The sequence below is a fragment of the Paenibacillus sp. FSL M8-0334 genome (genome assembly GCF_038000405.1).
GTDB lineage: Bacteria > Bacillota > Bacilli > Paenibacillales > Paenibacillaceae > Paenibacillus_AQ > Paenibacillus_AQ campinasensis.
Genome location: NZ_JBBOCH010000002.1, coordinates 1930760 through 1951340, shown reverse-complemented (window position 1 = coordinate 1951340; position 20581 = coordinate 1930760). Strand labels below are relative to the sequence as shown.

Sequence of the window (20581 nt, the reverse complement as noted above, 5' to 3'; positions counted from 1 at the left end):
CATACTTTCTAATCATAACACGAAAGGTGAATCACTCAACTACCATGAATGCAGACAAACCGCCAATTCCTGTACCGATCCCTTTGATCATTGGGATTGTGGCCATTTCATTTTCTTCCATATTCATCAAATGGGCGGAGAGCCCGACCTCGATTCAGGCCATGTACAGACTGATTATCACCGCATTGATCATGCTCCCGTTTAGCGGCAAATACATCGCCGAGATCAGGAAGCTGACGCGCACGGACTGGGCACTGCTAGCCTGTTCAGGCTTCATGCTGGCGCTTCACTTTCTGCTCTGGATGGGCTCCCTCCGGTGGACCAGTGTGGCCAGCTCCACGATTATTCTTGCCCTGCAGCCGGTATTTGTAATGATCGGCGCGTATTTCTGGTTTAAGGAGCGGGTGCATATCCCGGCGCTGATCGGCATGTCGATCGCCTTTGCCGGGGTGTTCCTGCTGATCGGAAGCAGCGGGTTCGACGGGAGTCCGGGTCATCTGACCGGCGATCTGATGTCGCTTGGCGGTACCGCAGCGATCGCCGTCCACATGCTGCTGGGTCAGCTGCTGCTGAGGCGGCTGCCCGCGTACCTGTACAGCCTGCTTGTGTTCCTGTTCGCAGCAGCTGTGCTGGCCGTATACAATGCCGCGCTGGGCGTTCCTTTTACCGGCTATGCTGCATCAGAGTGGGGCATCTTCGCGTTGCTGGCATTCGTGCCCACCGTGTTCGGCAGCCTGCTGTTCAACTGGCTCATGAAATATGCCTCGGCTTCCACCGTGTCGATGAGCGTGCTCGGCGAGCCGGTTGGAGCCAGCCTGCTGGCCTTCCTGCTGCTTAACGAATCGATGAGCCTGCTCCAGGCGGCAGGAGGCGCGCTCGTGATGCTCGGGTTGGTGATGTTCCTGCAAGGGAACAAGGCAAGCAGGGCGGTCTCGCCGCTTCGGCAGGAAGAAGCCGGATAACGATATGGGGCGGGTGAGCATACCGCTGATTAGCTGATTGTGAGGACGGGGCGGGAAGTTGTCACTCATCGCCAGGCGTGCCATGTTATAATGAAGGCAGGTTTGGAGTATGGATAGACCAAGAGATTGTGAGAGGGATCGGATGGAAGTGAACACGGAAGTACAGCACAGCCCCTCGAAACCGATCGAGGGCAATACTTACTTGCAAGGGGTTAAGGACTGTGTGCCGACGCTGCTCGGCTATTTAAGCATCGGCTTTGCCGCCGGTGTGGTGGAGCGGACCGCTGGCTTCAGCTTGATGGAGATCGCGCTGCTGTCGCTGATTGTGTATGCGGGCTCCGCCCAGTTTATCGCAGCTGGTATGGTGGCGGCCGTCTCGCCCATAGCGACCATTGTCACGACGATATTTTTTGTCAATGCAAGGCATTTGCTGCTAAGTGCGGCAATTGCTCCTTATTTTGAGAAGCTGTCGGCTCGAAAAAGCTTTTTTATCGGTTCGCTGCTGACAGATGAAACGTTTGGCGTGGCTTCGACCAAAGCCCAGGAGCAGAAGAAGCTCGGCTATAAATGGATGGTGGGGCTGAATTTGACCGCCTATCTGAACTGGTGTGCAGCTAATGTAGCCGGCGGGCTTGTCGGCGACTGGATACCGAACCCGGAGCGATGGGGACTTGATTTTGCCTTGCCGGGCATGTTCATCGGCCTGCTCGCGCTGCAGATGATCAGCCGGAAGAAATTCGGCCTCGACCTGCTCGTTGCGCTATGTGCGGCAGCGGCCGTTGTACTGGCCAGCTTCCTGATGCCGCCGAGCGCGGCGATTATTGTGGCGATTCTCGTGGCGGCCACGGCGGGGATGGTGATGGAACGATGGAAGTAAGATGGCATATCTTTCTGCTCATTGTCGGCTCTGCCATCGTCACGCTGATTCCCCGGGTGCTGCCGCTCATGGTGCTCAATCGCCTGCGCATACCGGAAGCGCTGCTGCGCTGGCTGGATCATGTGCCGGTCGCGGTAATGGCTGCGCTGCTGGCCCAGGAGCTGCTGCTGGCTGACGGGAAGGTCGATCCGGGCCGAAATCTGCTGGAGATCGCCGCCGCGGTGCCGGCCTTTCTGACGGCGTTCATCACGAAGAGCCTATTCGCCACGGTGATTGTCGGCATCATCACAATTGTTGTTCTGCGTCTTGTGATCTGAATACTGGAGCTGTTCTCACATGCTTGCCGCATGATGGGGGCAGCTCTTTTATTTCGCATATTTGGACGAATGTCAGGGGACAGGGGTCCTTTCGGAATGTCTGGAGATTGCATAAGGTGTACTAGACCATGATGTTTGCTTGAGTGTAATCGAACCTGATAGGCAGAAGGAGGGGACAGGGGATGATGCCGACGGTAACGATCGTCATACCCTTTTATAATTGCCCATATATACAGGAGGCATTGGAAAGCGCCATTCACCAGACCTATCCCGCTGTCGAAATCATCGTTGTGGATGACGGGTCAACCCGGCATGCCGATCTAATTGCACCTTATACGCACCGGGTGTATTACTTGGGCAAGGCTAACGGCGGGACCGCTCATGCGCTCAACCACGGATTTCGGCATGCATCGGGTGAGTATATCGCATGGCTAAGCTCGGATGATAAATTTGAGCCTCACAAAATTGAAAGACAGATGGCATTCATGCTCACGCATGGATTGGACGTAAGCTATACCGCCTTTTCGGTTATCGACCAGCACAGCCGGATTACCGATCCGTACCGTCCGGCTCCGATGGCAGGCATGGCCGATCTGTGCCGGCAGCTGTCCTATTCGAATCCGATCAATGGGTGTACGGTGATCGCCAAAAAAGAATGGATCGCCGGTGTCGGGATGTTTAACGATCATCTTCCTTTTACGCATGATTATGACCTGTGGATTCGATTGGCCATTAACGGGGCGAAATTCGGGTATATGCCGGACTGCCTCACCAAATACCGGGTCCATGAGCAGATGGGCACGATTCAGCACCGGGCCAGAATTGCCGGTGAGTATCAAATGGTACAGAATAATTACCGCAATTTACTGCAGCATGTGGCGGCTCAACTCGGTGGTTAAGGGGGAGAACGTGTGAAGATACTGCTCGCAACCCACTGGCTGATCCCCCATGTCGGCGGCGTCTGGAATTTTATGGTCCAGCTGAAGCAGCACCTGGAGAACCACGGGCATCAAGTGGATATGATGGGAAACAGTCCGGATTACAAAAAAATTCACATCGTGAATCAACATGGGATGGAGCTGGCCAAGGAGGCGCTGCTGCCGATTCTGTCGGCTAAGCTGGCATCGGCGCAAGTCCCGGAACTGAACGCGCATCCGGTCATTACCAATTATGAGCTTGAGCGATACTTTATGGAGCTGTCGGCCGCCTATTTTGGCCTGGAGAGCTATGATATCATCCACACACAGGATGTATTTGCCACGCGTTCCCTCAGTCGGGTGAAGCCGAAGCGAACGCCGCTGATTGCTCATGTTCACGGCTCTGTAGCGCGCGAAATGATGGACCATTTCCGCAACCATCCGGAGATGGGAATATCGGAGGGGAGTCCTGCATGGAGATACTTTCCTTCCATGGAGTATCATGCAGCGATGGCAACGGACATTACGATTGCCGCCAATCATTGGTCGAAAAACATTCTCGTTGGCGAGTTCGGTGTCCCGGAGAACCGGGTAGCCGTGTTTCAGTATGGATTTGATGCGCCGGCCTTTTATGCCAAGATGAATGCAGGCACCCCGGTCGTGCGGCCCCCAGGCAAAAAAGTAATTATCTGTCCGGCAAGGCTGGTCTATGTGAAAGGGATTCATGTGCTGATCTCAGCGCTGGAAATTTTGCGGCATATGCGTGACGATTGGGTATGCTGGATCGTAGGGGACGGCGACTATCGCGGGCAACTGGAACTGCAGACGGTCAACAGCAGCCTCCAGTACCATGTATTCTTCCACGGGTCCAGAAACGATGTGCCGGCGATGCTGACTCAATCGGATATTTTTGTCCACACCTGCATTCAGGATAATCAGCCATATTCGGTTATGGAAGCCCAGATGGCCGGGCTGCCTTGCATCGTATCCAGTGCCGGCGGCCTGCCCGAAATGGTGCAGCATGGTCAGACCGGTCTGATCTCGCCGGTTGGCGATGCATACACGGTAGCACAGCAACTCAATCTTCTGCTCGAACGCGATGATTACCGGATGAGGCTCGGCCAGAATGCGAAGGCCTTTGCCATGAATCACTGGTCCATGGATCTGATGGTTCAGCGGATGCTGATGATGTATCATGGCGCGCTGACTCAGCGATAAAACAACATGGAGGGGAAGCTGATGAATCAGCAAGCATTTACCGTGATGAGCGATCTGTATAACCGGATCTTTCACCGGCAGGTATCCACGCCTGAAATTCTGGTGGACTACGTTGTATTCAATCGCATTCTCGCTTCATTGCCGAAAGATTACAAGCTGCCGGATACGGTCGTTTCTAACCCGTAAGGGGCTGGTGGGGTTACTTCTTCGCCTATCAAGGGCATGGGGGTAGCCCCTATCTTGTTACCTGCAGTTCAGGTATAATTTTCCTTGAAATTATAACTCTAAAGGATGGTGCCCTATGAATCTAATCACGAAGGAAGCCGTTGATCGATTTACGATAATGCATGATCAATACATATCAGACTGGCATGAGGCAATGGCGACAGGAGACACGACGGCTTTGGATCGGATGGCCAAAGCGTACTACGTTGCGTTTTTTGACAATCCAAGTGCGAAGCCCTTGTTCTTTAATGCCGAGGAATCCTGGAAAGGGATGCAGGATTCCGTAAACCAGCTGCTGGGCGGCCATAAAAACTTCGATCACCGCGTGATCAGGCTGAAGGACAACGAGCAGGCGGTCGTATTCTATGACCTGTCCATTACTTATAGGGATAATAAGGTAGCGCAATTCTTCACCATTGAAAACTGGCAGTTTATCGATGGAAATTGGCTCATCCAGAGTGAAATCCAGCAGCGCATCATCTAGCTCATCCATAATCTATGCAAACCAGTACACGCGTTTGACACCATACGATATATCGTTATATCATAACGATATATCGTATTAATTGATGACAGCAGAGATGATAGATAACATGCAGAACCAGATGAGGAGGCTTCATATATGCTTATTCAAACGAGAACGATGGTGGTGAAGAAAGGCTTTGCCGATCAAGTGATCGAGCGCTTCACGCAGGATAGCCCGATGGACGCGATGGAAGGGCTGATCGACAAGACCGTGATGGTGAACCGGAAGAAGCAGGAAGACGATGTGGAGGAAGTGGTGGTTGTCATTCGCTGGAGATCGGTTGAGGACTGGAAGAACTGGGAGAAGAGCGACGCCCATATTCAAGGACACCGGGAGAAGCGCGGCAAGCCGCAGCCCGAGTATCTTGTAAGCGTTAATGTTAATATGTACGATGTGAAAGCGGTCAAAGAAGGCCAGCATAAGGATCAGGCATAATTCGGAGTCATAAAGAAGAGACATAACAGTAAGGCTTTAATACGAGGCTTATAATAATATAATCAACCGGACCTTATGAAAGGCGCAGCTTCCAGATACGGAGGCTGCGTTTTTTTTGTTGTGCAGATCGAGGTGGAAAGACCGCCTGTTTTCCGAATTTCCCATCTAATAATTGGAATTAAATGCAACAAATTCTACAGTCTGGCCGTTTGAAGAGTAGTGAAAGGAGGAGATCAACGATGAAGATCTTTGCATTGCTGCTTACCGTTCTGCTGACTTTCAGCGGATGCAGTTCGATGGAGAGCGAAGGAGGCGCACAGCGGACCGAAATCATCGGCAATGTCACCGCCGAACAGCTGCTGGCCCGGGAGCCGGGCGCGGATATTTTTCAGTGGGAGGGCCTCGTTTACCTCAACGCAGAAGAGATCGAGTGGGTTCAGGAGGAGGAGCTGGAGCCGGGAGACCTCGTTGGAACGATCCAGCAAGTGTATGAGCAGAATCGTCCCTTTGTCGATGGCATGGCGACCGTCCTGCCGGAAGGCACGGAAATTTATGAATCCAAGCCGCATCTTGGACCGGTTCTGCTGGCCAAAAAGGGCGATACCTACATTAAATATTTGGCGCTCATCGAAGGATAAGTGAAGCCGGCATCAGCAATTGGCTATCCATATGATAAGCGGTCACCAAAGGATTTGACGCGATGTCAAATCCTTTTATTATGGCTTTAGCCAGTTGAGCTCGCGAAGCGTGCGAAACAAAAAACCACCCGCTATGCGGGTGGAGGGATCGAGGGTTTGACCAACAAGACCATTCCGATAAAATTGAGATGTTCAGGCTCAATAATGAAAGGAATGGTCTTAGATGGCAAACAAGAGCTATAGTTTAGCTCACACGAAGTGGATGTGCAAGTACCACATTGTGTTCACCCCGAAGTATAGACGGAAAGAGATTTATAATCAAGTGAGGAAAGACTTAATCGAAATTTTCAAACGATTATGCAAATACAAGGGAGTGGAGATAATCGAAGGCCACATGATGCCCGATCATGTACATATGTTGGTAGCAATTCCCCCCAAAATCTCAGTATCATCATTTATGGGATACCTGAAGGGGAAAAGCTCACTCATGATATTCGAGAAGCATGCTAGCTTGAAGTATAAATATGGCAATCGAAAATTTTGGGCGGAGGGATACTACGTCAGCACAGTGGGCTTGAATGAAGCCACCGTGGCAAAATATATCCGTGAGCAAGAAGCACACGACCAGGCAATTGATAAACTGAGTGTGAAAGAGTATGAAGACCCATTCAGCAAAAACAGTAGCAAGAAGAAGTAAACCAGTTTAACTGGTAAGTGAAAGTGACAAATTACACTGAGCCTGAACAATTTTATTGTCAGGCTAGCGTCTTTAGGCGCAGTTTGGCAACAAGGGGTTATACCCCAAGAGCAAACCACCCGTTTGACGGGTGGTTCTGATTTTACATTGCACGCAAGTCAGGATATAATGAATTCGAAATGACTGACCGAGGGTCGGTCAATGACTGAGGAGGAGGCGTGGTATGCGTATCGTTAAAGAGCATGATGTGCGCCGCAAGGAACTGCTGGATACGGCGGAGAAGCTCTTTACCACAAAGGGGTATAACGAGACAACGATCAACGATATCCGGGAGGCCATCGGCATTGCCAAAGGGACGTTCTATCATTATTTCAAATCCAAGGAGGAAATTCTGGATGCCATCATTGACCGCATCATTGAACAGGACTTGATCCGGGCGCGAGATATTGTGGCGGATCCATCAATCAGTCCGATGGAGAAGCTGTATCGGGTGTTGCTGGCTCAGCGCCCCTCATCCGGGGACAGCAAGGAAGAGATCACGCAAAGCCTGCATGAGCCCGAGAATGCGGAAATGCATCTGAAGACGATGATCCGCGCTATCGAAAGTCTGGCTCCGGTCATTACGGAAGTAATCGAGCAGGGGATTGCCAGCGGGGATTTCCATACGGAGTATCCGCGAGAGGTCGTCGATATGCTGCTGATCACCGGGCAGATGCTGTTTGACGAGGCGCTGTTTCAGTGGTCGCCGGAGGAGCAGCTCAGACGTCTGCAGGCTTTCATTCAGGCCATGGAGCTGCTCCTCGGAGCTTCGAAGGGCAGCTTCGACTTTATGTATGACATCTTAATGGGCGGGTAGATAGCCAGCGAAAGGTGTGAAAGGTATGGAAGGTGTGGAGAACCCGGGGAAACCGATACAACCTTCCCCGAGAAACTTTAACCTGATGGTGATCGGACAGATCATCTCCATCTTGGGATCGGCGCTGCTGCGCTTTGCGTTATCCCTGTATGTGCTCGACATTACGGGGCGGGCGGACATCTTTGCGACGCTGTATGCGATCTCGAATATCCCGCTTCTGCTCTCGCCGCTCGGGGGCGCCATCGCCGACCGGTTCAACCGCCGCAATCTGATGGTCATCTACGACCTGATCAGCAGCGCGATTGTGCTGGGATATATTGTGCTTATGCTGGGCGGCAGCACCTCGGTGTTCTTGATCGGAACCGTGATGGTGCTACTGTCCTTCATCAGTGCGCTGTATACGCCGGCGGTAACGGCAAGCATCCCGCTGCTGGTGGAAGAGAGAAGACTGGAGAGCGCGAACGGGCTCGTGCAGGCGGTGCAGGCGCTCTCCGGGGTCATCGCCCCCTTGATCGGCGGTGTGCTTTACGGATACATGGGCGTGCGCTTGCTGATTGTCATCAGCTGCATCGCGTTTGCGCTGTCAGCGCTCTTGGAGACGTTGATTCAGATTCCGTATGTGAAGCGTGCGCGTGACCGTGGAATGGTGCATATGCTGGCCGGGGACATGAGGGAGGGATTTGCCTATGTGGCGAAGCAGCCGCTCATTCGCAAGTCGATCATCCTCGCCGCCTTGCTCAACCTTCTGCTAACACCGTATTTTATCGTAGGCGGCCCGATCGTGCTGAGGATCACGATGAACAGCAGTGAAATGATGTACGGACTTGGCATGGGTCTGATTCAAGCAGCTACGATTCTGGGTGCGCTGATGATCGGTTTTTTTGCCAAGAGGATGAAGACCTACACCTTGTATCGCTGGCTGCTGGCCATCGCCTGTCTGCTCATGCCGATGGCGGCGGCGGTGTCGCCCTTGATGCTGGACCTTGGCTATTATCCTTCCTACCTGATGTTCATCGCATGCGCGATCGCGATTGCCATGGCGATGACGATCATCTCTATTTATATCATCACCAAAGTTCAGAAAGAGACGCCCAATGAAAATCTGGGCAAAATCATGGCTATCATCACGGCGGTCTCCCAATGTGCCGCTCCGGTCGGCCAGGTCCTGTTCGGCCTTGCCTTCGAGCAGTTCAGCTCCAGGGTGTACGTACCCACATTCTTTGTCATTGCGGCGATGCTCGGGCTGTCTGCGTTGACCTACCATATGCTGAAACGCAGGCCGGCGGTATCCCTGAGAAATGAGGAAACGGTATAAATGAAAATCAGAATACTGCGAAAAGACTTCTCCAGAAACAAAATCATAACCGCAACACTGTTTGTTTTTATCATGCTGGCAGCGATGCTCGTATCGGGTGCGGCCCATATTGTCGTCACCTTGTTCGGTTCCATTGACAGTCTGTTTACGCGCTCTCATGCACCTCATTATGTGCAAATGCATGCCGGGGAGCTGAATCAGGCCGACATCGACGCTTTTGCCAGCAGCAACGAGCTGGTCAAGGACCATCAGACAGTATCCATGCTCGGCATCAACGGCGCATATATTTACCTCGGGGATAACGAGTTATCCGAGGCGGGCAGCATCGTGGAGAACAGCTTTGTGATGCAGAATCACGCCTTTGATTATTTGCTGGATACCGACAGCAGCATCGTGCAGATGGAGGATGGCGAAATCGGTGTGCCGATCTACCATATGAAGCAATATGATTTGGAATTGGGCGATTCGGTCCGGATCGTCAAGGATGATTTCAGCAAGGAATTTACGATTGCCGCCTTTGTCCGGGATGTGCAGATGAACCCTTCCATTGTGACTTCCAAGCGCTTCCTCGTCAGCGACAACGACTGGACAGCGCTGCGGGATCATATGGGAGAGATTGAGTATTTAATCGAATTCAGGCTTCATGATCCAGACAGGGTCCATGAATTCGAAGCGATGTACCAGGCCAGCGGTCTTCCGCAAAAGGATACGGCGCTCACCTACTCGTTATATCAACTGCTCAACGGAATTACCGACGGCATTGCGGCGGCAGTCATCATGCTGATCAGCCTGCTGCTCATTGCCATTGCAGCGCTCTGTCTGCGGTTCACCCTGACCGCGACCATTGAGGAAGACTACCGGGAGATCGGCGTCATGAAGGCGATCGGAATCAGCAGCCGGGACATCCGAAGCCTCTACATGGTCAAGTATGTCCTGCTCGCGGTGCTGGCCAGTCTGTCAGGCTGGCTCATCTCCCGCTTGCTCGGTCATCTGTTTACGCAAAATATTGCGCTCTACATGGGCCTGGCACCGGCAAGCGTCTGGAACCACATCGTTCCTGCACTGGGTGCGCTGCTAGTGGGTTCAGCCGTTGTCCTGTACTGCCGTTTCGTGCTTCGCCGCTTCGGCCGCATCTCCGCTGTGGAAGCGCTGCGTGAAGGGGTGCTTCAGACGGGGGAGCGCGGGCGTCAAGCGTTTCGGCTCAGCCGAAGCTCGCTCGGCAATGTAAACCTGTTTCTCGGGATTAAAGCGGTGTTCAGCCGGTTTAGCATGTACGGTGTGCTCTGCTTTGTGTTTACACTATGTGCCTTCCTGATGATTGTACCGTTCAATTTTCTGAATACGATCCAGTCTCCGGACTTTGTGTCCTATATGGGTGCGGGGCGAAGCGACATTCGGATCGACCTGCAGCAGGGGGAAGAAATGGAGCAGCGCTTCAATCAGATTGACGGCTATCTTCGTCAGGATGCGGATGTCACGAAATACGCCTCGTTTGTTACCGCGGCCTACCAGGCGGAGAATGCGGAAGGAACTTACGAGAACATCAAGGTGGAACTGGGGGACTTCTCCGTCTTTCCGCTCCAATACGTGAACGGGACGGCTCCCGCGACCGAGGATGAGATTGCGCTCTCCACGATGAATGCCCAGGATCTAGGCAAGTCGGTCGGGGATACGCTGACGGTGCTTGCAGGCGAGCAGGAGCGAACACTGACCGTCACCGGCGTGTATCAGGATGTCACGAACGGCGGCAAGACAGCCAAGGGCCTGCTGCCCTATGCGCCGGATCAGATTTTGTGGTATGTGGTGAACCTCGAGGTGGCCGATGGCGTCTCTGTACCGGACAAAATAGAGGAATATCACGCGGCCTTCTCCGCGGTCAAAATTACGGATATGGACGACTATGTGTCCCAAACCTTAGGCGGGCTCATCGACCAGCTGTCGCTTTCGGTTGTGCTGGCTTACGGGCTTGGCATTGCGATCTCGATTCTGATCACCGCCATGTTCTTCCACATGCTGATCGCTAAGGAAGGGGCGCAGATTGCCATTATGCGCAGTCTGGGTCTTACGGCAGCGGATTTGCGGGTGCAATATATCACGCGGGCGATGCTCGTGCTGCTGATCGGAGTCGTGCTTGGCACGGCAGCGGCTGTCACACTTGGTCAAGGGCTGGCCGGTGCGCTTATTCCCGGCATATCCAGCATGCACTTTATCATTCACCCGCTAGCCAGCTTCATCGTCAGTCCGCTGCTGCTGGTGGCTGCAGTTACCGGCACCATGCTATGTGTCAGCATGTCGATGAACAAACAGAAGCTTACGCTGACGGCACAATAGGGAGGCAATTATGAACGTTATTTTGGAAGCCAAACAGTTGAATAAGGTCTACACCACCGGTACAAATACAAGCCAGCAGGTGCTGCGTGACGTGAGCATGTCTATTGGGGAAGGAGAATTCGTGTCGGTGATGGGTCCGTCCGGATCGGGCAAATCGACGCTATTGTACAGCATCAGCGGCATGGATCAGATCACTTCCGGCAGCATCCAGTTTGACGGCCAGGATCTGGCCGCCATGCGGGAGGAGGAATTGGCTGCCCTTCGATTGACGAAGATGGGATTCATCTTTCAGCAGAGCAATCTGCTGAAGAATCTGAATTTGCTGGATAACATCCTTCTATCGGCCTATGTGGCGAAACGGGAGAGCCGTAAGACGATCAATGAGCGGGCGCAAGCGCTGATGGACCGGCTTGGCATTGCCTCGCTGGCGGATCATGACATCACCCAGGCCTCCGGCGGACAGCTGCAGCGGGTGGCGATCTGCCGGGCGCTGATCAACAACCCGTCCATCCTCTTCGGGGATGAGCCGACGGGCGCGCTGAATTCCAAGGCAACGGGTGAGGTGATGAACATTCTTGCCGACATCAATCGGAGCGGCACCACGATTCTGCTCGTGACCCACGATGCGAAGGTAGCGGCGAAGACGGAGCGCGTCATCTTTATGACCGATGGGATGATTGCAGGGGAGCACAAGCTTGGCAAATATGACACCGATGCGGATCTGAAAACGCGCGAGCGTGAGCTTGCGGTATGGCTGTCATCGAAGGGGTTTTAAGGTGCGGCGGCGCGGACGGATGCAGTTCCGTTCGGGCCGCTTTGTCATAGAAATGGACCTGAAGCGCCATTGAACCGGTCCCGTGCCTTCCTTTATGATGGAAGGGTGTGTCGGCTCCGACAGTTGGGCTGGTCATCATAGTAAGAGATCGAAGCATATCCGAGGGGGTATCGCTGGACATCGAGCTTGTGCCCGCCAGGGCAGCATTGCTGTTATACGTGTGGAATTGTCAGCAAATCATCATCAGAGAGGCAGGAATTGGGACATTGCTTTCCTCGATCATTACCTTTGTTATTATCATGTTGCTCATTGTCATGCTGCTGAAGCTTGGCGTACTGCAATTGACAACGAAAAAGAACTACGTGTTCAGGCGAAAGGGGAAGGAGCTTTCGTTCCGCTATCAGAAATTTGACGGGTTCGAGTACCATTATTTCTGGTTCGGAAAGGGAGCAGAAGTGACGCTAACCTATGAGGTCACTGTCGAAGAAGGCGAGCTTGCCCTGGAATGGATCAGCGGCGGGAAGATCATCTGGCAGCAAAGCTTTACTTCGAACAGCGAAGGATCGTTTACAACGCAGCTTACCCGCCGCTATCATTCGGTGCGAGTGGTGGGCCGGCAAACGAAGGGCGAATGCCGCATCCGATTCACATAGCGGGCCGCCGCCGCGGCATAAATCTTAGCCAGCGATGGCGGCAGGAAGCTCATGGAACGCGCTTCCTGAATAGCCGGCTCAATCCTCATCATTCCGCGGAAGGGGTCGCGGCCATGACTTCCCGCAGCCGCTGCATGTCGCTCATCGGCGGCTGTCCGTACATGCGGGCATATTCCCGGCTGAACTGGGACGGGCTCTCATAACCTACGCTATAGGCGGCATCGGCAGCCTGAAGACCCTCAATCAGCATCAATCGGCGGGCCTCCTGCAAACGGACCGTTTTCTGATATTGCAAGGGACTCATCGCAGTGACGCGTTTGAAATGTTTATGAAATGCCGAAACGCTCATATTGACGGACTTGGCCAGCTGCTCGACGGAGAGCGGCTGGTCATATTCGCGATTCAGCACTTGGACCGCCTGGGCGATGTTATGGGCATGGCTGCCGATCATGGCGAATTGCGACAGGAGCGCCCCCTGACCATTCTGAAGCACCCGGTACACAATTTCGCGGGTTATGAGCGGAGCGAGAACCGGGATGTCCTCCGGCGTGTCCAGCAGCTGGAGCAGGCGGACAAGCGCTTCGAGCAGCGCGGATGACGTCTCATTAACGGTAATGCCGCGTGCAGCTTGGGAGCCTGATTCCGGGCGTTGCATTTCTTTTACAATATCCACAATCACGTCAAGATCAACCCCCAGCTTCAAGCTAAGGTAGGGAACCTCGGGCGAGGCTTCGATAATATGACCGACGATTGGCAGCTCGACGGACGTAATGAGATAATGAGCGGGGTCATAGCGATAGATCTCGCTGGCAAGCGAAGCGGTCTTCGCGCCTTGAGCGACGACACAGATTGAAGGTTTATAGACGGATTCCAGCGGTTCCGAGGGATGGACGGCATGCATCAGCGACAGCGAAGGCACCGCCGTAGGGTGGGTGCCGCTCGATGGCGTGTGGCGCAGGATGAGCTGTGCCAATTGCGCCAGCGCCAGCTGCTGCCGCTCGGGATCATTCAAGGCTTCCATTACAGAAGCACTCCTTTCGCACCGGGCATGGTTGCCCTTAGTTATTGGGTTATTGGAAAGCGGAATAGAATTAGGCAAGGATCGAACAGCTATAGGTTAACGGTATTCTTCTCCTCTGCATTACAATCAGGTTGCAAGCTTCAACGTTTGTAGTATACCATCCCGTGCAGATGATCGTAAAAGGAGCGAATGAATATGCGTTTACAAGGCAAAGTGGCTATCGTTACCGGGGCATCCCGAGGCATTGGAAGACAAATCGCCATACAGCTGGCGCAGCTTGGTGCAAGCGTGGTCGTCAACTATTCTGCGAGCGAGGGCAAGGCGGAGGACGTGGTGAATACGATTAGGCAAGCCGGAGGGGAAGCGATGGCCATCCGTGCGAATGTCGGACGCGTGCAGGAGATCGAGCTTTTATTCACGGAGACGATCCGGTCTTATGGGCGCATCGATCTTCTTGTCAACAATGCGGGCATTATGGAATGCCAGGCGATTGCGGATGTGACGGAGGAGATGTTCGACCAGCATTTTGACATTAATGTGAAAGGGACGTATTTCGCCTGTCAGCAAGCGATGAAGCATATGGAGGCGGGCGGCACGATCATCAATTTCTCCACCTCGGTATCCGGTGCGATGCTGCCGACTTACAGTGTGTATGCCGCGACGAAAGGAGCCGTTGAGCAGCTGACGCGTCAGCTCGCCAAGGAGTTCGGGCCGCGGGAGATTACGATCAACTGCATTGCGCCCGGACAAGTATCGACGGAGCTGTTCCTGGACGGCAAGTCGCCGGAGCTGGTTGATTCCTTCCGCCGGATGAACGCCTTCGGGCGGCTGGGAGAGCCGGAGGATATCGCTAATGCGGTGGAGCTGCTCGTGAGCAGCAACGCCCGGTGGATTACGGGGCAGACGATCCGTGTGAACGGGGGCTTCAACTAAATATATCGTTCTCTCGGCGTGAGGACATGGAAGAAGTCGCGATACCCGCGGCTTTTTTTATAATTTGAAGGATAAGGGTTGATAAAACGCTCGACTGCTATTAATATATAAGCATTCAATTATATGCTAATGTGTTGTGAAGGATTGGATAGGGAAGGAGGGCGTCGAATGGAGACGTTGCATGAAGCCGCCGAGAAGCTGAAATTGCTCGGTGACCGGACCCGATTGACCATGCTTACGCTGCTCAAGGACCGGGAATGGTGCGTGTGCGAGTTTGTGGAGATCTTTGACATGTCCCAGCCTGCCGTCAGCCAGCATTTGCGGAAGTTGAAGTCACAGGGACTCGTTCGGGAAGCGCGAAGAGGGCAATGGGTATACTACTCGCTCCATGTGGAGGACAAGCCGTATATCCAGGCGGTGCTGGATGCGATGCCGACCGGTTCGCAGGTGCTGTCCGCGATGGATAAGGAGATCCGCTGCGCCTGTGATTGATGCCTGCCCATGGACTGACCTGCACATGCTGCATATAAGCATATGATGATATATTGATTACAGATAAAGCGGGGGTTCTTCATTGTACTCAGTCCTTATGGCCAGTATTATTTTTCTGATTACGTTAGTGTTTGTCATCTGGCAGCCTAAAAACCTGTCCATTGGCTGGTCGGCGTGTGGCGGCGCTGTGCTGGCGCTGCTGTTCAACGTCGTTGATTTTCAAGATGTGTGGGATGTGACCCAGATTGTCTGGAATGCTACGCTTGCTTTTGTGGCGATTATTATCATTTCCCTGATTCTGGACAAAATCGGTTTCTTCGAATGGGCAGCGTTACATATGGCGAGTGCAGCCCGCGGCAGCGGATTGCGCATGTTCGTCTATATTACGGTGCTCGGCGCGATTGTGGCCGCCTTGTTCGCGAATGACGGGGCAGCGCTCATATTGACTCCGATTGTGCTTGCGATGGTGCGCGCGCTTCGTTTTGACGAGAAGCATGTGTTTCCGTTCATCATAGCCAGCGGATTTATAGCCGATACCACCTCACTGCCGCTTGTGGTCAGCAATCTGGTGAATATCGTGTCCGCCGATTATTTCGGGATATCCTTTATGACGTATGCCAGCCGGATGATCGTTCCCAATCTGTTTGCCTTAACAGCCAGCATTGTCGTGCTGTATCTGTTCTTCCGCAAAAGCATTCCGCGCTCCTTCGATGACACGCCGCTGAAGCCGCCGGCCAGCGCCGTTACGGACCCGAGAATGTTTCGCTTGTCCTGGATCGTGCTCGCTGTTCTGCTGGTAGGCTATTTTGTGTGTGAATTCGTGCATGTGCCGGTATCCATTGTTGCCTCTTGCGTCGCGTTATTCTTCCTGCTGATCGCACGCAGAAGCCCGGCTGTCTCCACGAAGGAAGTGCTGCAAGGCGCGCCATGGGCCATCGTGTTCTTCTCGATCGGGATGTATGTGGTCGTCTATGGGCTCCGTAATGCTGGCCTGACCGATCTGCTGGCTACGGTCATCCAGGGCATTGCAGATCAGGGGCTGTTCGCTGCCACCATTGGCATGGGCTTTATCGCCGCGATTTTGTCCTCGGTGATGAACAATATGCCAACGGTGATGATTGATGCGCTGGCGATCGACGCGACTACCACTTCGGCGGCGATTAGAGAGGCGCTGATCTATGCAAATGTGATCGGTTCCGATCTCGGGCCGAAAATTACGCCGATCGGTTCCCTGGCCACGCTGCTGTGGCTGCACGTATTATCGAGGAAGGGCGTGAAGATTGGCTGGGGAACGTACTTCAAAACAGGGGTAATATTGACGATTCCGACGCTGTTCTTCACGCTGTTGGGGCTGTATCTGTGGTTATCCATCCTATGAACTTAGAACATACAAGAAAAGGAGCAGCAGCAATGAAAAAAACGATCTATTTCCTGTGTACCGGCAATTCATGCCGCAGCCAAATGGCGGAAGGATGGGCGAGACAATATCTGTCCGGCGAATGGGAGGTTTACAGCGCTGGCATTGAAGCGCATGGCTTGAATCCGAATGCCGTCAAAGCGATGCGCGAAGTCGGCATTGATATTTCGGGACAGACGTCAGATATCATCGACTCGGATCTGTTGAATACGTCAGATCTGGTCGTTACGCTGTGCGGGGATGCCGCGGATCGCTGCCCGATGACGCCGCCGCATGTCCGGCGGGAGCACTGGGGATTTGACGATCCGGCGAAGGCTGAAGGAACCGAGGAGGAGAAGTGGGCAGTATTCCAGCGGGTTCGCGATCAGATCGGGGAGCGGATCCGGACTTTTGCCGATACCGGTCAATGAGGCGTTGACTGCGAGCGCCGGGCGTTAACCCGGTGCTCGTTTGCATGTGATAACGTTAGCGAATGGCCGTTATTTAGGGAACGAAGAAGATGGGAAGGGGAGGAAAGCGGATGGAACCCGGATTGGAAATCATTCGAAATCAGGTTCGGGAGAGCGGCTGCTATTGCATGAGAAGCATGAAGAAGCATCCCGGATACGAAAATAAAGTGAATTGGACGGAAAGCCAGCTCGATCACGGGCTGTCTTATGTGCAAATCAAGCAGGGGAAGAAGGTGCTGGGCTTTATTGAATATGCTCCTGGGGAGTCCTCTTGGAGAGCCGTGCATGCCGACGGCTACCTGGTCATTCATTGCCTGTGGGTCGGTGTACCGGGCATGGGGATCGGTTCCCGGCTGATTCAGCTCTGTCTCGAAGAGGCCAGGGAGCGTCGTATGAAAGGCGTGGCTGTCCTCACCAATCCGGATACCGGATGGGCGCCAAGCAAAGATATTTTTGTCAAAAACGGATTTTCCCAGGTTGAGCATGGCCCGTACTCCTTTGAGCTGTATGCTTATACATTTCCGGATGCATCAGCATCAGCGCCCTATTTTCCAACCGATTGGGATGCGCGTCTGCAGCGATTCTCACAAGGACTGACCATATTAAGGACGGATCAATGCCCGTATCTTGAAGTGGCGACTGACAATCTATTGGAAGCCGCGAAGGCGGCAGGTATTGAGCCTCACATTATACATATCGAGAGCCGGGCTCAGATGATGGCACTATCCCCGACACCTTATGGGGTTTTTAACGTGGTCTATAACGGGGAGCTGATTGCTTATCACCGCATGACTGCTCGATCGTTCTACAAGAAGCTGACAAGTTAATTGATGCTTGAATGCCGATACAGAAGTACTCAGACGATGAACGCAGTTTATCGCAGCCAATGGAGCCGAGATTATCTCGGCTTTTTTTGCGTGTTCAAAGTAGAAGAATCGTTATATTCTGCGTTCGAAACGCTTCAATGCATGGTTGTATTGTTCCGATATCTATAGTAGAACGATCGTCACAGCAGGCAAGGAGGGAGCTTATTGGCAAAGCGTTAGGGAAGGGTACCTGTCGCACAACTTCGCGTTATAATGCCGAAAACTACTGGAGGTAATGCAATGAAGAGTTTGCAACTGAAAGTCATGGCGGGATTCAGTGTGGTTACTGTATTAATGACGGCATTGATCATCATTAATGTATTGCAGATCCGCACGTTTAACAACGAAATTGATGTGCTTGTCGAACATGAGCTGCCTTTGTTAATTGCCGACGAACGTTTGCAGTATAATCTTTCTCAGCAAATTTCTCTGGCTAGAGGGTATCTCCTATTTGGAGACGATGCCTACAAAGCTGCGTTTCATCAACTGACGGAGGAGAGTACCGATCTACACCAGACTTTAACGGCTTTAAGTGAATCTGTAGCCTTGCAAGAGCTGATCGAGAAAAGTGTGGCCTGGGGTGAACTAATTGAGAAGGAGATCTTCGCTGCCCATGATCAAGGAAGAACCGAAGAGGCGATCCGTGTGCTAAGCAATGAGGGAACAAGCATGGGCACAGAGATCATGGAAGGGCTGAGCGAGCTCGTTGGCAGCAGAGAAGCGGAGATTGTGAGCGATGGACATGCGCTAATCGCAGATGGAGAGCGCATTATAGCCTTGACGATCGGTTTAACCATATTCGGAATACTCGGGGCCTTGACCCTTGCTTATATCCTTTCCAGACGGATCAGCAAGCCCATCCAGCTGGTTACGGAGCGCGGGAAGATGGTGGCGAGCGGCGATCTGAGCAAGCCGCATCTAGACATTCACTCGAAGGATGAGGTTGGGCAGCTTGCGGCCTCGTTCAACCATATGACCGATCAGTTAAAGGTGCTGATTCGGCAAGTGGCCGAAGGCTCCGAACAAGTGACGGCCGCATCGGAGGAGCTTACGGCCAGCGCAAGGGAAACGACGCAAGCGACCCATCAGGTTGCAGCCACGATCCAGGAGCTGTCCACCGGTGCTGAAACAACAAGGCATGGCACAACGGAAAGTGCGCGAGCTTTAGAGGAAATGGCCGCCGGTATCGGGAAAATTGCAGAAAGCGCAGCAGTTGTATCGGAAACGGTCGTCAGCGCGACCGCCCAAGCCAAACGTGGCAGCGAGCAGATTCAACAGGCGGTGGAGCAAATGGTGACAATGAATGAACGGACCGGGGATACTTCCAAGCTCATCACGCGACTCGGAGAACGTTCGGAAGAGATCGGCAGCATTGTCGAAGTCATCAGCGATATTTCCGAGCAGACCAACCTGCTGGCGCTTAACGCTTCAATTGAAGCGGCAAGAGCCGGAGAACATGGCTTAGGCTTCGCCGTGGTAGCCGGACAGGTGCGCAAGCTGGCAGAGCAAGCGAATGCAGCGGCCAACCAAATCTCCGATCTCATCAAAGAGGTGCAAGAGGATACGGCTCGCGCCGTTCAGTCCACCAATCAGGTGGTCCATGGCGTCAAGGATACGACCCGAATGGTGCAGCAAGCGGGAGAGGGCTTCGGAGTGATCGTGAAGGAAGTGGACATAGTAGCGGCTCAAGTGCAAGAGGTATCCGCATTGTCAGAGCAAATGTCCAGCAGCTCGCAGGAAATATCAGCCTCCATTACCGAAACGTCCAAGATAGCAGAGGCATCGGCCAGCAGCACGCAGAGCGTGGCCGCCATTGCGGAAGAACAATTGGCAGCAATGGAAGAGGTCACCTCTTCTTCCGAGGGATTAAGCCATCTGGCGACCGAGCTGCAGGATGCTGTGAAGAAGTTTAGAATATAGGGAAAGCAGAAGCCGTGGGACTATCCTGCGGCTTTTGTTTATTTTCCTGAAATGAAATGAAGTGCTTGAACCTAATTTGTAAATGGGATATAGTTTTTATATCGACATAACAGCAGGTCTAAAAAAGGAGGAGCCATGTCACCACGTACCAAGGAGCAGAATGAAGCCATCCGGGAGATGCGGATGCATCAAATTATGCAAGCGGCTGCGGAAGTTTATTTGGAGAAGGGTATTCAGCTGGAAATCCGGGATGTGGCAGCCAAGGCAGCCCTCGGCTATGGCACGGTGTATCATTATTACAAGAATAAATATATGCTTCTGGAGGATTTACTGTGGGATGCCCTGTATCGAGCGGAGTCCGCTGTAGGGGCGGCGTTGGCGGTGGAGGGCGGCGGTTTGCAGAAAGCCGAGTCATTCGCACGGCTGCTCCTGCAGCAGTGCATCCAGGACCCTTCCGTATTTATTTTGCTTAAAACGGTCGCCGATAACTTCCACCACTTCCCGGGCAACCGGTTCAGCAAGCTGCTAGCGGAATTTCAAGGGCGGATCTATCAGCCGTTTGTGGCATGGATCGGGGAAAGCAGCGTGAGCTCGTCACCGGAGAAAACAGCGAATCTGATATTCGGTTCTCTGGTCGGCTGCGCCGCGCTGAACATCCATCACGATCGGCGAGGCGAGCTGGATGCCGAAGGGGTTATGGATATGATTTTTTCAGGCATACAGCCGAAGGAGAGATAAGGT

At 53.2% G+C, this 20581-nt stretch carries 23 protein-coding genes; 22 read left to right on the top strand and 1 reads right to left on the bottom strand.

The features are described 5' to 3' along the window. Positions 1-44: 44 nt before the first annotated feature. The 15 genes from MKX64_RS22995 to MKX64_RS22925 all read left to right on the top strand — a co-directional run bounded on the left by MKX64_RS22995 (position 45) and on the right by MKX64_RS22925 (position 12742). A complete protein-coding gene (locus MKX64_RS22995; RefSeq protein WP_155617779.1) occupies positions 45-962 on the top strand; it encodes a DMT family transporter in 918 nt (305 codons plus the stop codon). 142 nt (positions 963-1104) lie between these two features. Then, a complete protein-coding gene (locus MKX64_RS22990; protein ID WP_095266521.1) occupies positions 1105-1839 on the top strand; it encodes an AzlC family ABC transporter permease in 735 nt (244 codons plus the stop codon). After that, positions 1830-2156 carry an AzlD domain-containing protein gene (locus tag MKX64_RS22985; protein WP_095266520.1) on the top strand — a complete coding sequence of 109 codons (327 nt, stop codon included), beginning with the start codon at positions 1830-1832 and terminating at the stop codon, positions 2154-2156. The genes MKX64_RS22990 and MKX64_RS22985 overlap by 10 nt, the downstream gene beginning before the upstream one ends. 182 nt (positions 2157-2338) lie before the next feature. After that, positions 2339-3055 (top strand): glycosyltransferase family 2 protein, encoded by a 717-nt coding sequence (locus tag MKX64_RS22980; RefSeq protein WP_095266519.1) that lies wholly within the window; start codon positions 2339-2341, stop codon positions 3053-3055. A gap of 12 nt (positions 3056-3067) precedes the next feature. Then, a complete protein-coding gene (locus MKX64_RS22975) occupies positions 3068-4291 on the top strand; it encodes a glycosyltransferase family 4 protein (protein WP_095398448.1) in 1224 nt (407 codons plus the stop codon). Between the two features lie 21 nt (positions 4292-4312). After that, positions 4313-4477, top strand: a complete 165-nt coding sequence (locus MKX64_RS22970) for a hypothetical protein (RefSeq protein WP_176475565.1) — start codon at positions 4313-4315, stop codon at positions 4475-4477. A 115-nt stretch (positions 4478-4592) separates the two neighbouring features. Further along, positions 4593-5000, top strand: coding sequence for a hypothetical protein (locus MKX64_RS22965; protein ID WP_095398447.1), 408 nt, complete (start codon positions 4593-4595; stop codon positions 4998-5000). A 138-nt stretch (positions 5001-5138) separates the two neighbouring features. After that, a complete protein-coding gene (locus MKX64_RS22960) occupies positions 5139-5477 on the top strand; it encodes an antibiotic biosynthesis monooxygenase (RefSeq protein ID WP_341037565.1) in 339 nt (112 codons plus the stop codon). Positions 5478-5716: 239 nt separating this feature from the next. Next, positions 5717-6115 (top strand): hypothetical protein, encoded by a 399-nt coding sequence (locus MKX64_RS22955; RefSeq protein ID WP_341037564.1) that lies wholly within the window; start codon positions 5717-5719, stop codon positions 6113-6115. A 223-nt stretch (positions 6116-6338) separates the two neighbouring features. After that, positions 6339-6812: an IS200/IS605 family transposase gene (gene tnpA, locus MKX64_RS22950; protein ID WP_007128375.1), complete on the top strand. Its 474-nt coding sequence runs from the start codon at positions 6339-6341 to the stop codon at positions 6810-6812. A gap of 223 nt (positions 6813-7035) precedes the next feature. Then, positions 7036-7668, top strand: coding sequence for a TetR/AcrR family transcriptional regulator (locus MKX64_RS22945; protein WP_095397092.1), 633 nt, complete (start codon positions 7036-7038; stop codon positions 7666-7668). A gap of 25 nt (positions 7669-7693) precedes the next feature. Continuing rightward, positions 7694-8983: an MFS transporter gene (locus tag MKX64_RS22940; RefSeq protein WP_095397093.1), complete on the top strand. Its 1290-nt coding sequence runs from the start codon at positions 7694-7696 to the stop codon at positions 8981-8983. Next, positions 8984-11314: an ABC transporter permease gene (locus MKX64_RS22935; protein ID WP_341037561.1), complete on the top strand. Its 2331-nt coding sequence runs from the start codon at positions 8984-8986 to the stop codon at positions 11312-11314. Between the two features lie 10 nt (positions 11315-11324). Then, entirely contained in the window at positions 11325-12089 is a 765-nt protein-coding gene (locus MKX64_RS22930; RefSeq protein ID WP_095397095.1) for an ABC transporter ATP-binding protein, read from the top strand. A 107-nt stretch (positions 12090-12196) separates the two neighbouring features. Then, complete coding sequence (locus tag MKX64_RS22925) at positions 12197-12742, top strand: hypothetical protein (protein WP_341037559.1); 546 nt, start codon at positions 12197-12199, stop codon at positions 12740-12742. An 88-nt stretch (positions 12743-12830) separates the two neighbouring features. Here the strand turns inward: MKX64_RS22925 and MKX64_RS22920 are convergent, their stop codons facing one another. Further along, positions 12831-13763 carry an AraC family transcriptional regulator gene (locus tag MKX64_RS22920; RefSeq protein WP_341037557.1) on the bottom strand — a complete coding sequence of 311 codons (933 nt, stop codon included), beginning with the start codon at positions 13761-13763 and terminating at the stop codon, positions 12831-12833. Positions 13764-13958: 195 nt separating this feature from the next. Between MKX64_RS22920 and MKX64_RS22915 the strand changes: the two genes are divergently transcribed. The 7 genes from MKX64_RS22915 (at position 13959) to MKX64_RS22885 (ending at position 20578) form a co-directional block, all read left to right on the top strand. Then, the gene (locus MKX64_RS22915) at positions 13959-14696 is read left to right on the top strand and encodes an SDR family oxidoreductase (protein WP_095266508.1); all 738 of its coding nucleotides are present in this window, start codon (positions 13959-13961) and stop codon (positions 14694-14696) included. A gap of 168 nt (positions 14697-14864) precedes the next feature. After that, a complete protein-coding gene (locus MKX64_RS22910; RefSeq protein ID WP_095266505.1) occupies positions 14865-15188 on the top strand; it encodes an ArsR/SmtB family transcription factor in 324 nt (107 codons plus the stop codon). 97 nt (positions 15189-15285) lie between these two features. Further along, positions 15286-16566: an arsenic transporter gene (locus MKX64_RS22905; RefSeq protein WP_155617847.1), complete on the top strand. Its 1281-nt coding sequence runs from the start codon at positions 15286-15288 to the stop codon at positions 16564-16566. 32 nt (positions 16567-16598) lie between these two features. Then, positions 16599-17015: an arsenate reductase (thioredoxin) gene (gene arsC / locus MKX64_RS22900; RefSeq protein WP_095266503.1), complete on the top strand. Its 417-nt coding sequence runs from the start codon at positions 16599-16601 to the stop codon at positions 17013-17015. Positions 17016-17125: 110 nt separating this feature from the next. Next, complete coding sequence (locus MKX64_RS22895) at positions 17126-17881, top strand: GNAT family N-acetyltransferase (RefSeq protein ID WP_155617773.1); 756 nt, start codon at positions 17126-17128, stop codon at positions 17879-17881. 279 nt (positions 17882-18160) lie between these two features. Continuing rightward, positions 18161-19840: a methyl-accepting chemotaxis protein gene (locus tag MKX64_RS22890; RefSeq protein WP_196426409.1), complete on the top strand. Its 1680-nt coding sequence runs from the start codon at positions 18161-18163 to the stop codon at positions 19838-19840. A 135-nt stretch (positions 19841-19975) separates the two neighbouring features. Continuing rightward, on the top strand, positions 19976-20578 hold the full coding sequence (locus MKX64_RS22885) for a TetR/AcrR family transcriptional regulator (protein WP_095266500.1): 603 nt from the start codon (positions 19976-19978) through the stop codon (positions 20576-20578). Positions 20579-20581: the final 3 nt, after the last annotated feature.

Excerpts from the sequence above, each read along its gene's own strand:
- MKX64_RS22995 (WP_155617779.1), top strand. The coding sequence starts at position 45 with ATGAATGCAGACAAACCGCCAATTCCTGTACCGATCCCTTTGATCATT.
- MKX64_RS22990 (WP_095266521.1), top strand. The coding sequence starts at position 1,105 with ATGGAAGTGAACACGGAAGTACAGCACAGCCCCTCGAAACCGATCGAG.
- MKX64_RS22985 (WP_095266520.1), top strand. The coding sequence starts at position 1,830 with ATGGAAGTAAGATGGCATATCTTTCTGCTCATTGTCGGCTCTGCCATC.
- MKX64_RS22980 (WP_095266519.1), top strand. The coding sequence starts at position 2,339 with ATGATGCCGACGGTAACGATCGTCATACCCTTTTATAATTGCCCATAT.
- MKX64_RS22970 (WP_176475565.1), top strand. The coding sequence starts at position 4,313 with ATGAATCAGCAAGCATTTACCGTGATGAGCGATCTGTATAACCGGATC.
- MKX64_RS22965 (WP_095398447.1), top strand. The coding sequence starts at position 4,593 with ATGAATCTAATCACGAAGGAAGCCGTTGATCGATTTACGATAATGCAT.
- MKX64_RS22960 (WP_341037565.1), top strand. The coding sequence starts at position 5,139 with ATGCTTATTCAAACGAGAACGATGGTGGTGAAGAAAGGCTTTGCCGAT.
- MKX64_RS22955 (WP_341037564.1), top strand. The coding sequence starts at position 5,717 with ATGAAGATCTTTGCATTGCTGCTTACCGTTCTGCTGACTTTCAGCGGA.
- tnpA (WP_007128375.1), top strand. The coding sequence starts at position 6,339 with ATGGCAAACAAGAGCTATAGTTTAGCTCACACGAAGTGGATGTGCAAG.
- MKX64_RS22945 (WP_095397092.1), top strand. The coding sequence starts at position 7,036 with ATGCGTATCGTTAAAGAGCATGATGTGCGCCGCAAGGAACTGCTGGAT.
- MKX64_RS22940 (WP_095397093.1), top strand. The coding sequence starts at position 7,694 with ATGGAAGGTGTGGAGAACCCGGGGAAACCGATACAACCTTCCCCGAGA.
- MKX64_RS22935 (WP_341037561.1), top strand. The coding sequence starts at position 8,984 with ATGAAAATCAGAATACTGCGAAAAGACTTCTCCAGAAACAAAATCATA.
- MKX64_RS22930 (WP_095397095.1), top strand. The coding sequence starts at position 11,325 with ATGAACGTTATTTTGGAAGCCAAACAGTTGAATAAGGTCTACACCACC.
- MKX64_RS22920 (WP_341037557.1), bottom strand. The coding sequence starts at position 13,763 with ATGGAAGCCTTGAATGATCCCGAGCGGCAGCAGCTGGCGCTGGCGCAA.
- MKX64_RS22915 (WP_095266508.1), top strand. The coding sequence starts at position 13,959 with ATGCGTTTACAAGGCAAAGTGGCTATCGTTACCGGGGCATCCCGAGGC.
- MKX64_RS22910 (WP_095266505.1), top strand. The coding sequence starts at position 14,865 with ATGGAGACGTTGCATGAAGCCGCCGAGAAGCTGAAATTGCTCGGTGAC.
- MKX64_RS22905 (WP_155617847.1), top strand. The coding sequence starts at position 15,286 with ATGGCCAGTATTATTTTTCTGATTACGTTAGTGTTTGTCATCTGGCAG.
- arsC (WP_095266503.1), top strand. The coding sequence starts at position 16,599 with ATGAAAAAAACGATCTATTTCCTGTGTACCGGCAATTCATGCCGCAGC.
- MKX64_RS22895 (WP_155617773.1), top strand. The coding sequence starts at position 17,126 with ATGGAACCCGGATTGGAAATCATTCGAAATCAGGTTCGGGAGAGCGGC.
- MKX64_RS22890 (WP_196426409.1), top strand. The coding sequence starts at position 18,161 with ATGAAGAGTTTGCAACTGAAAGTCATGGCGGGATTCAGTGTGGTTACT.
- MKX64_RS22885 (WP_095266500.1), top strand. The coding sequence starts at position 19,976 with ATGTCACCACGTACCAAGGAGCAGAATGAAGCCATCCGGGAGATGCGG.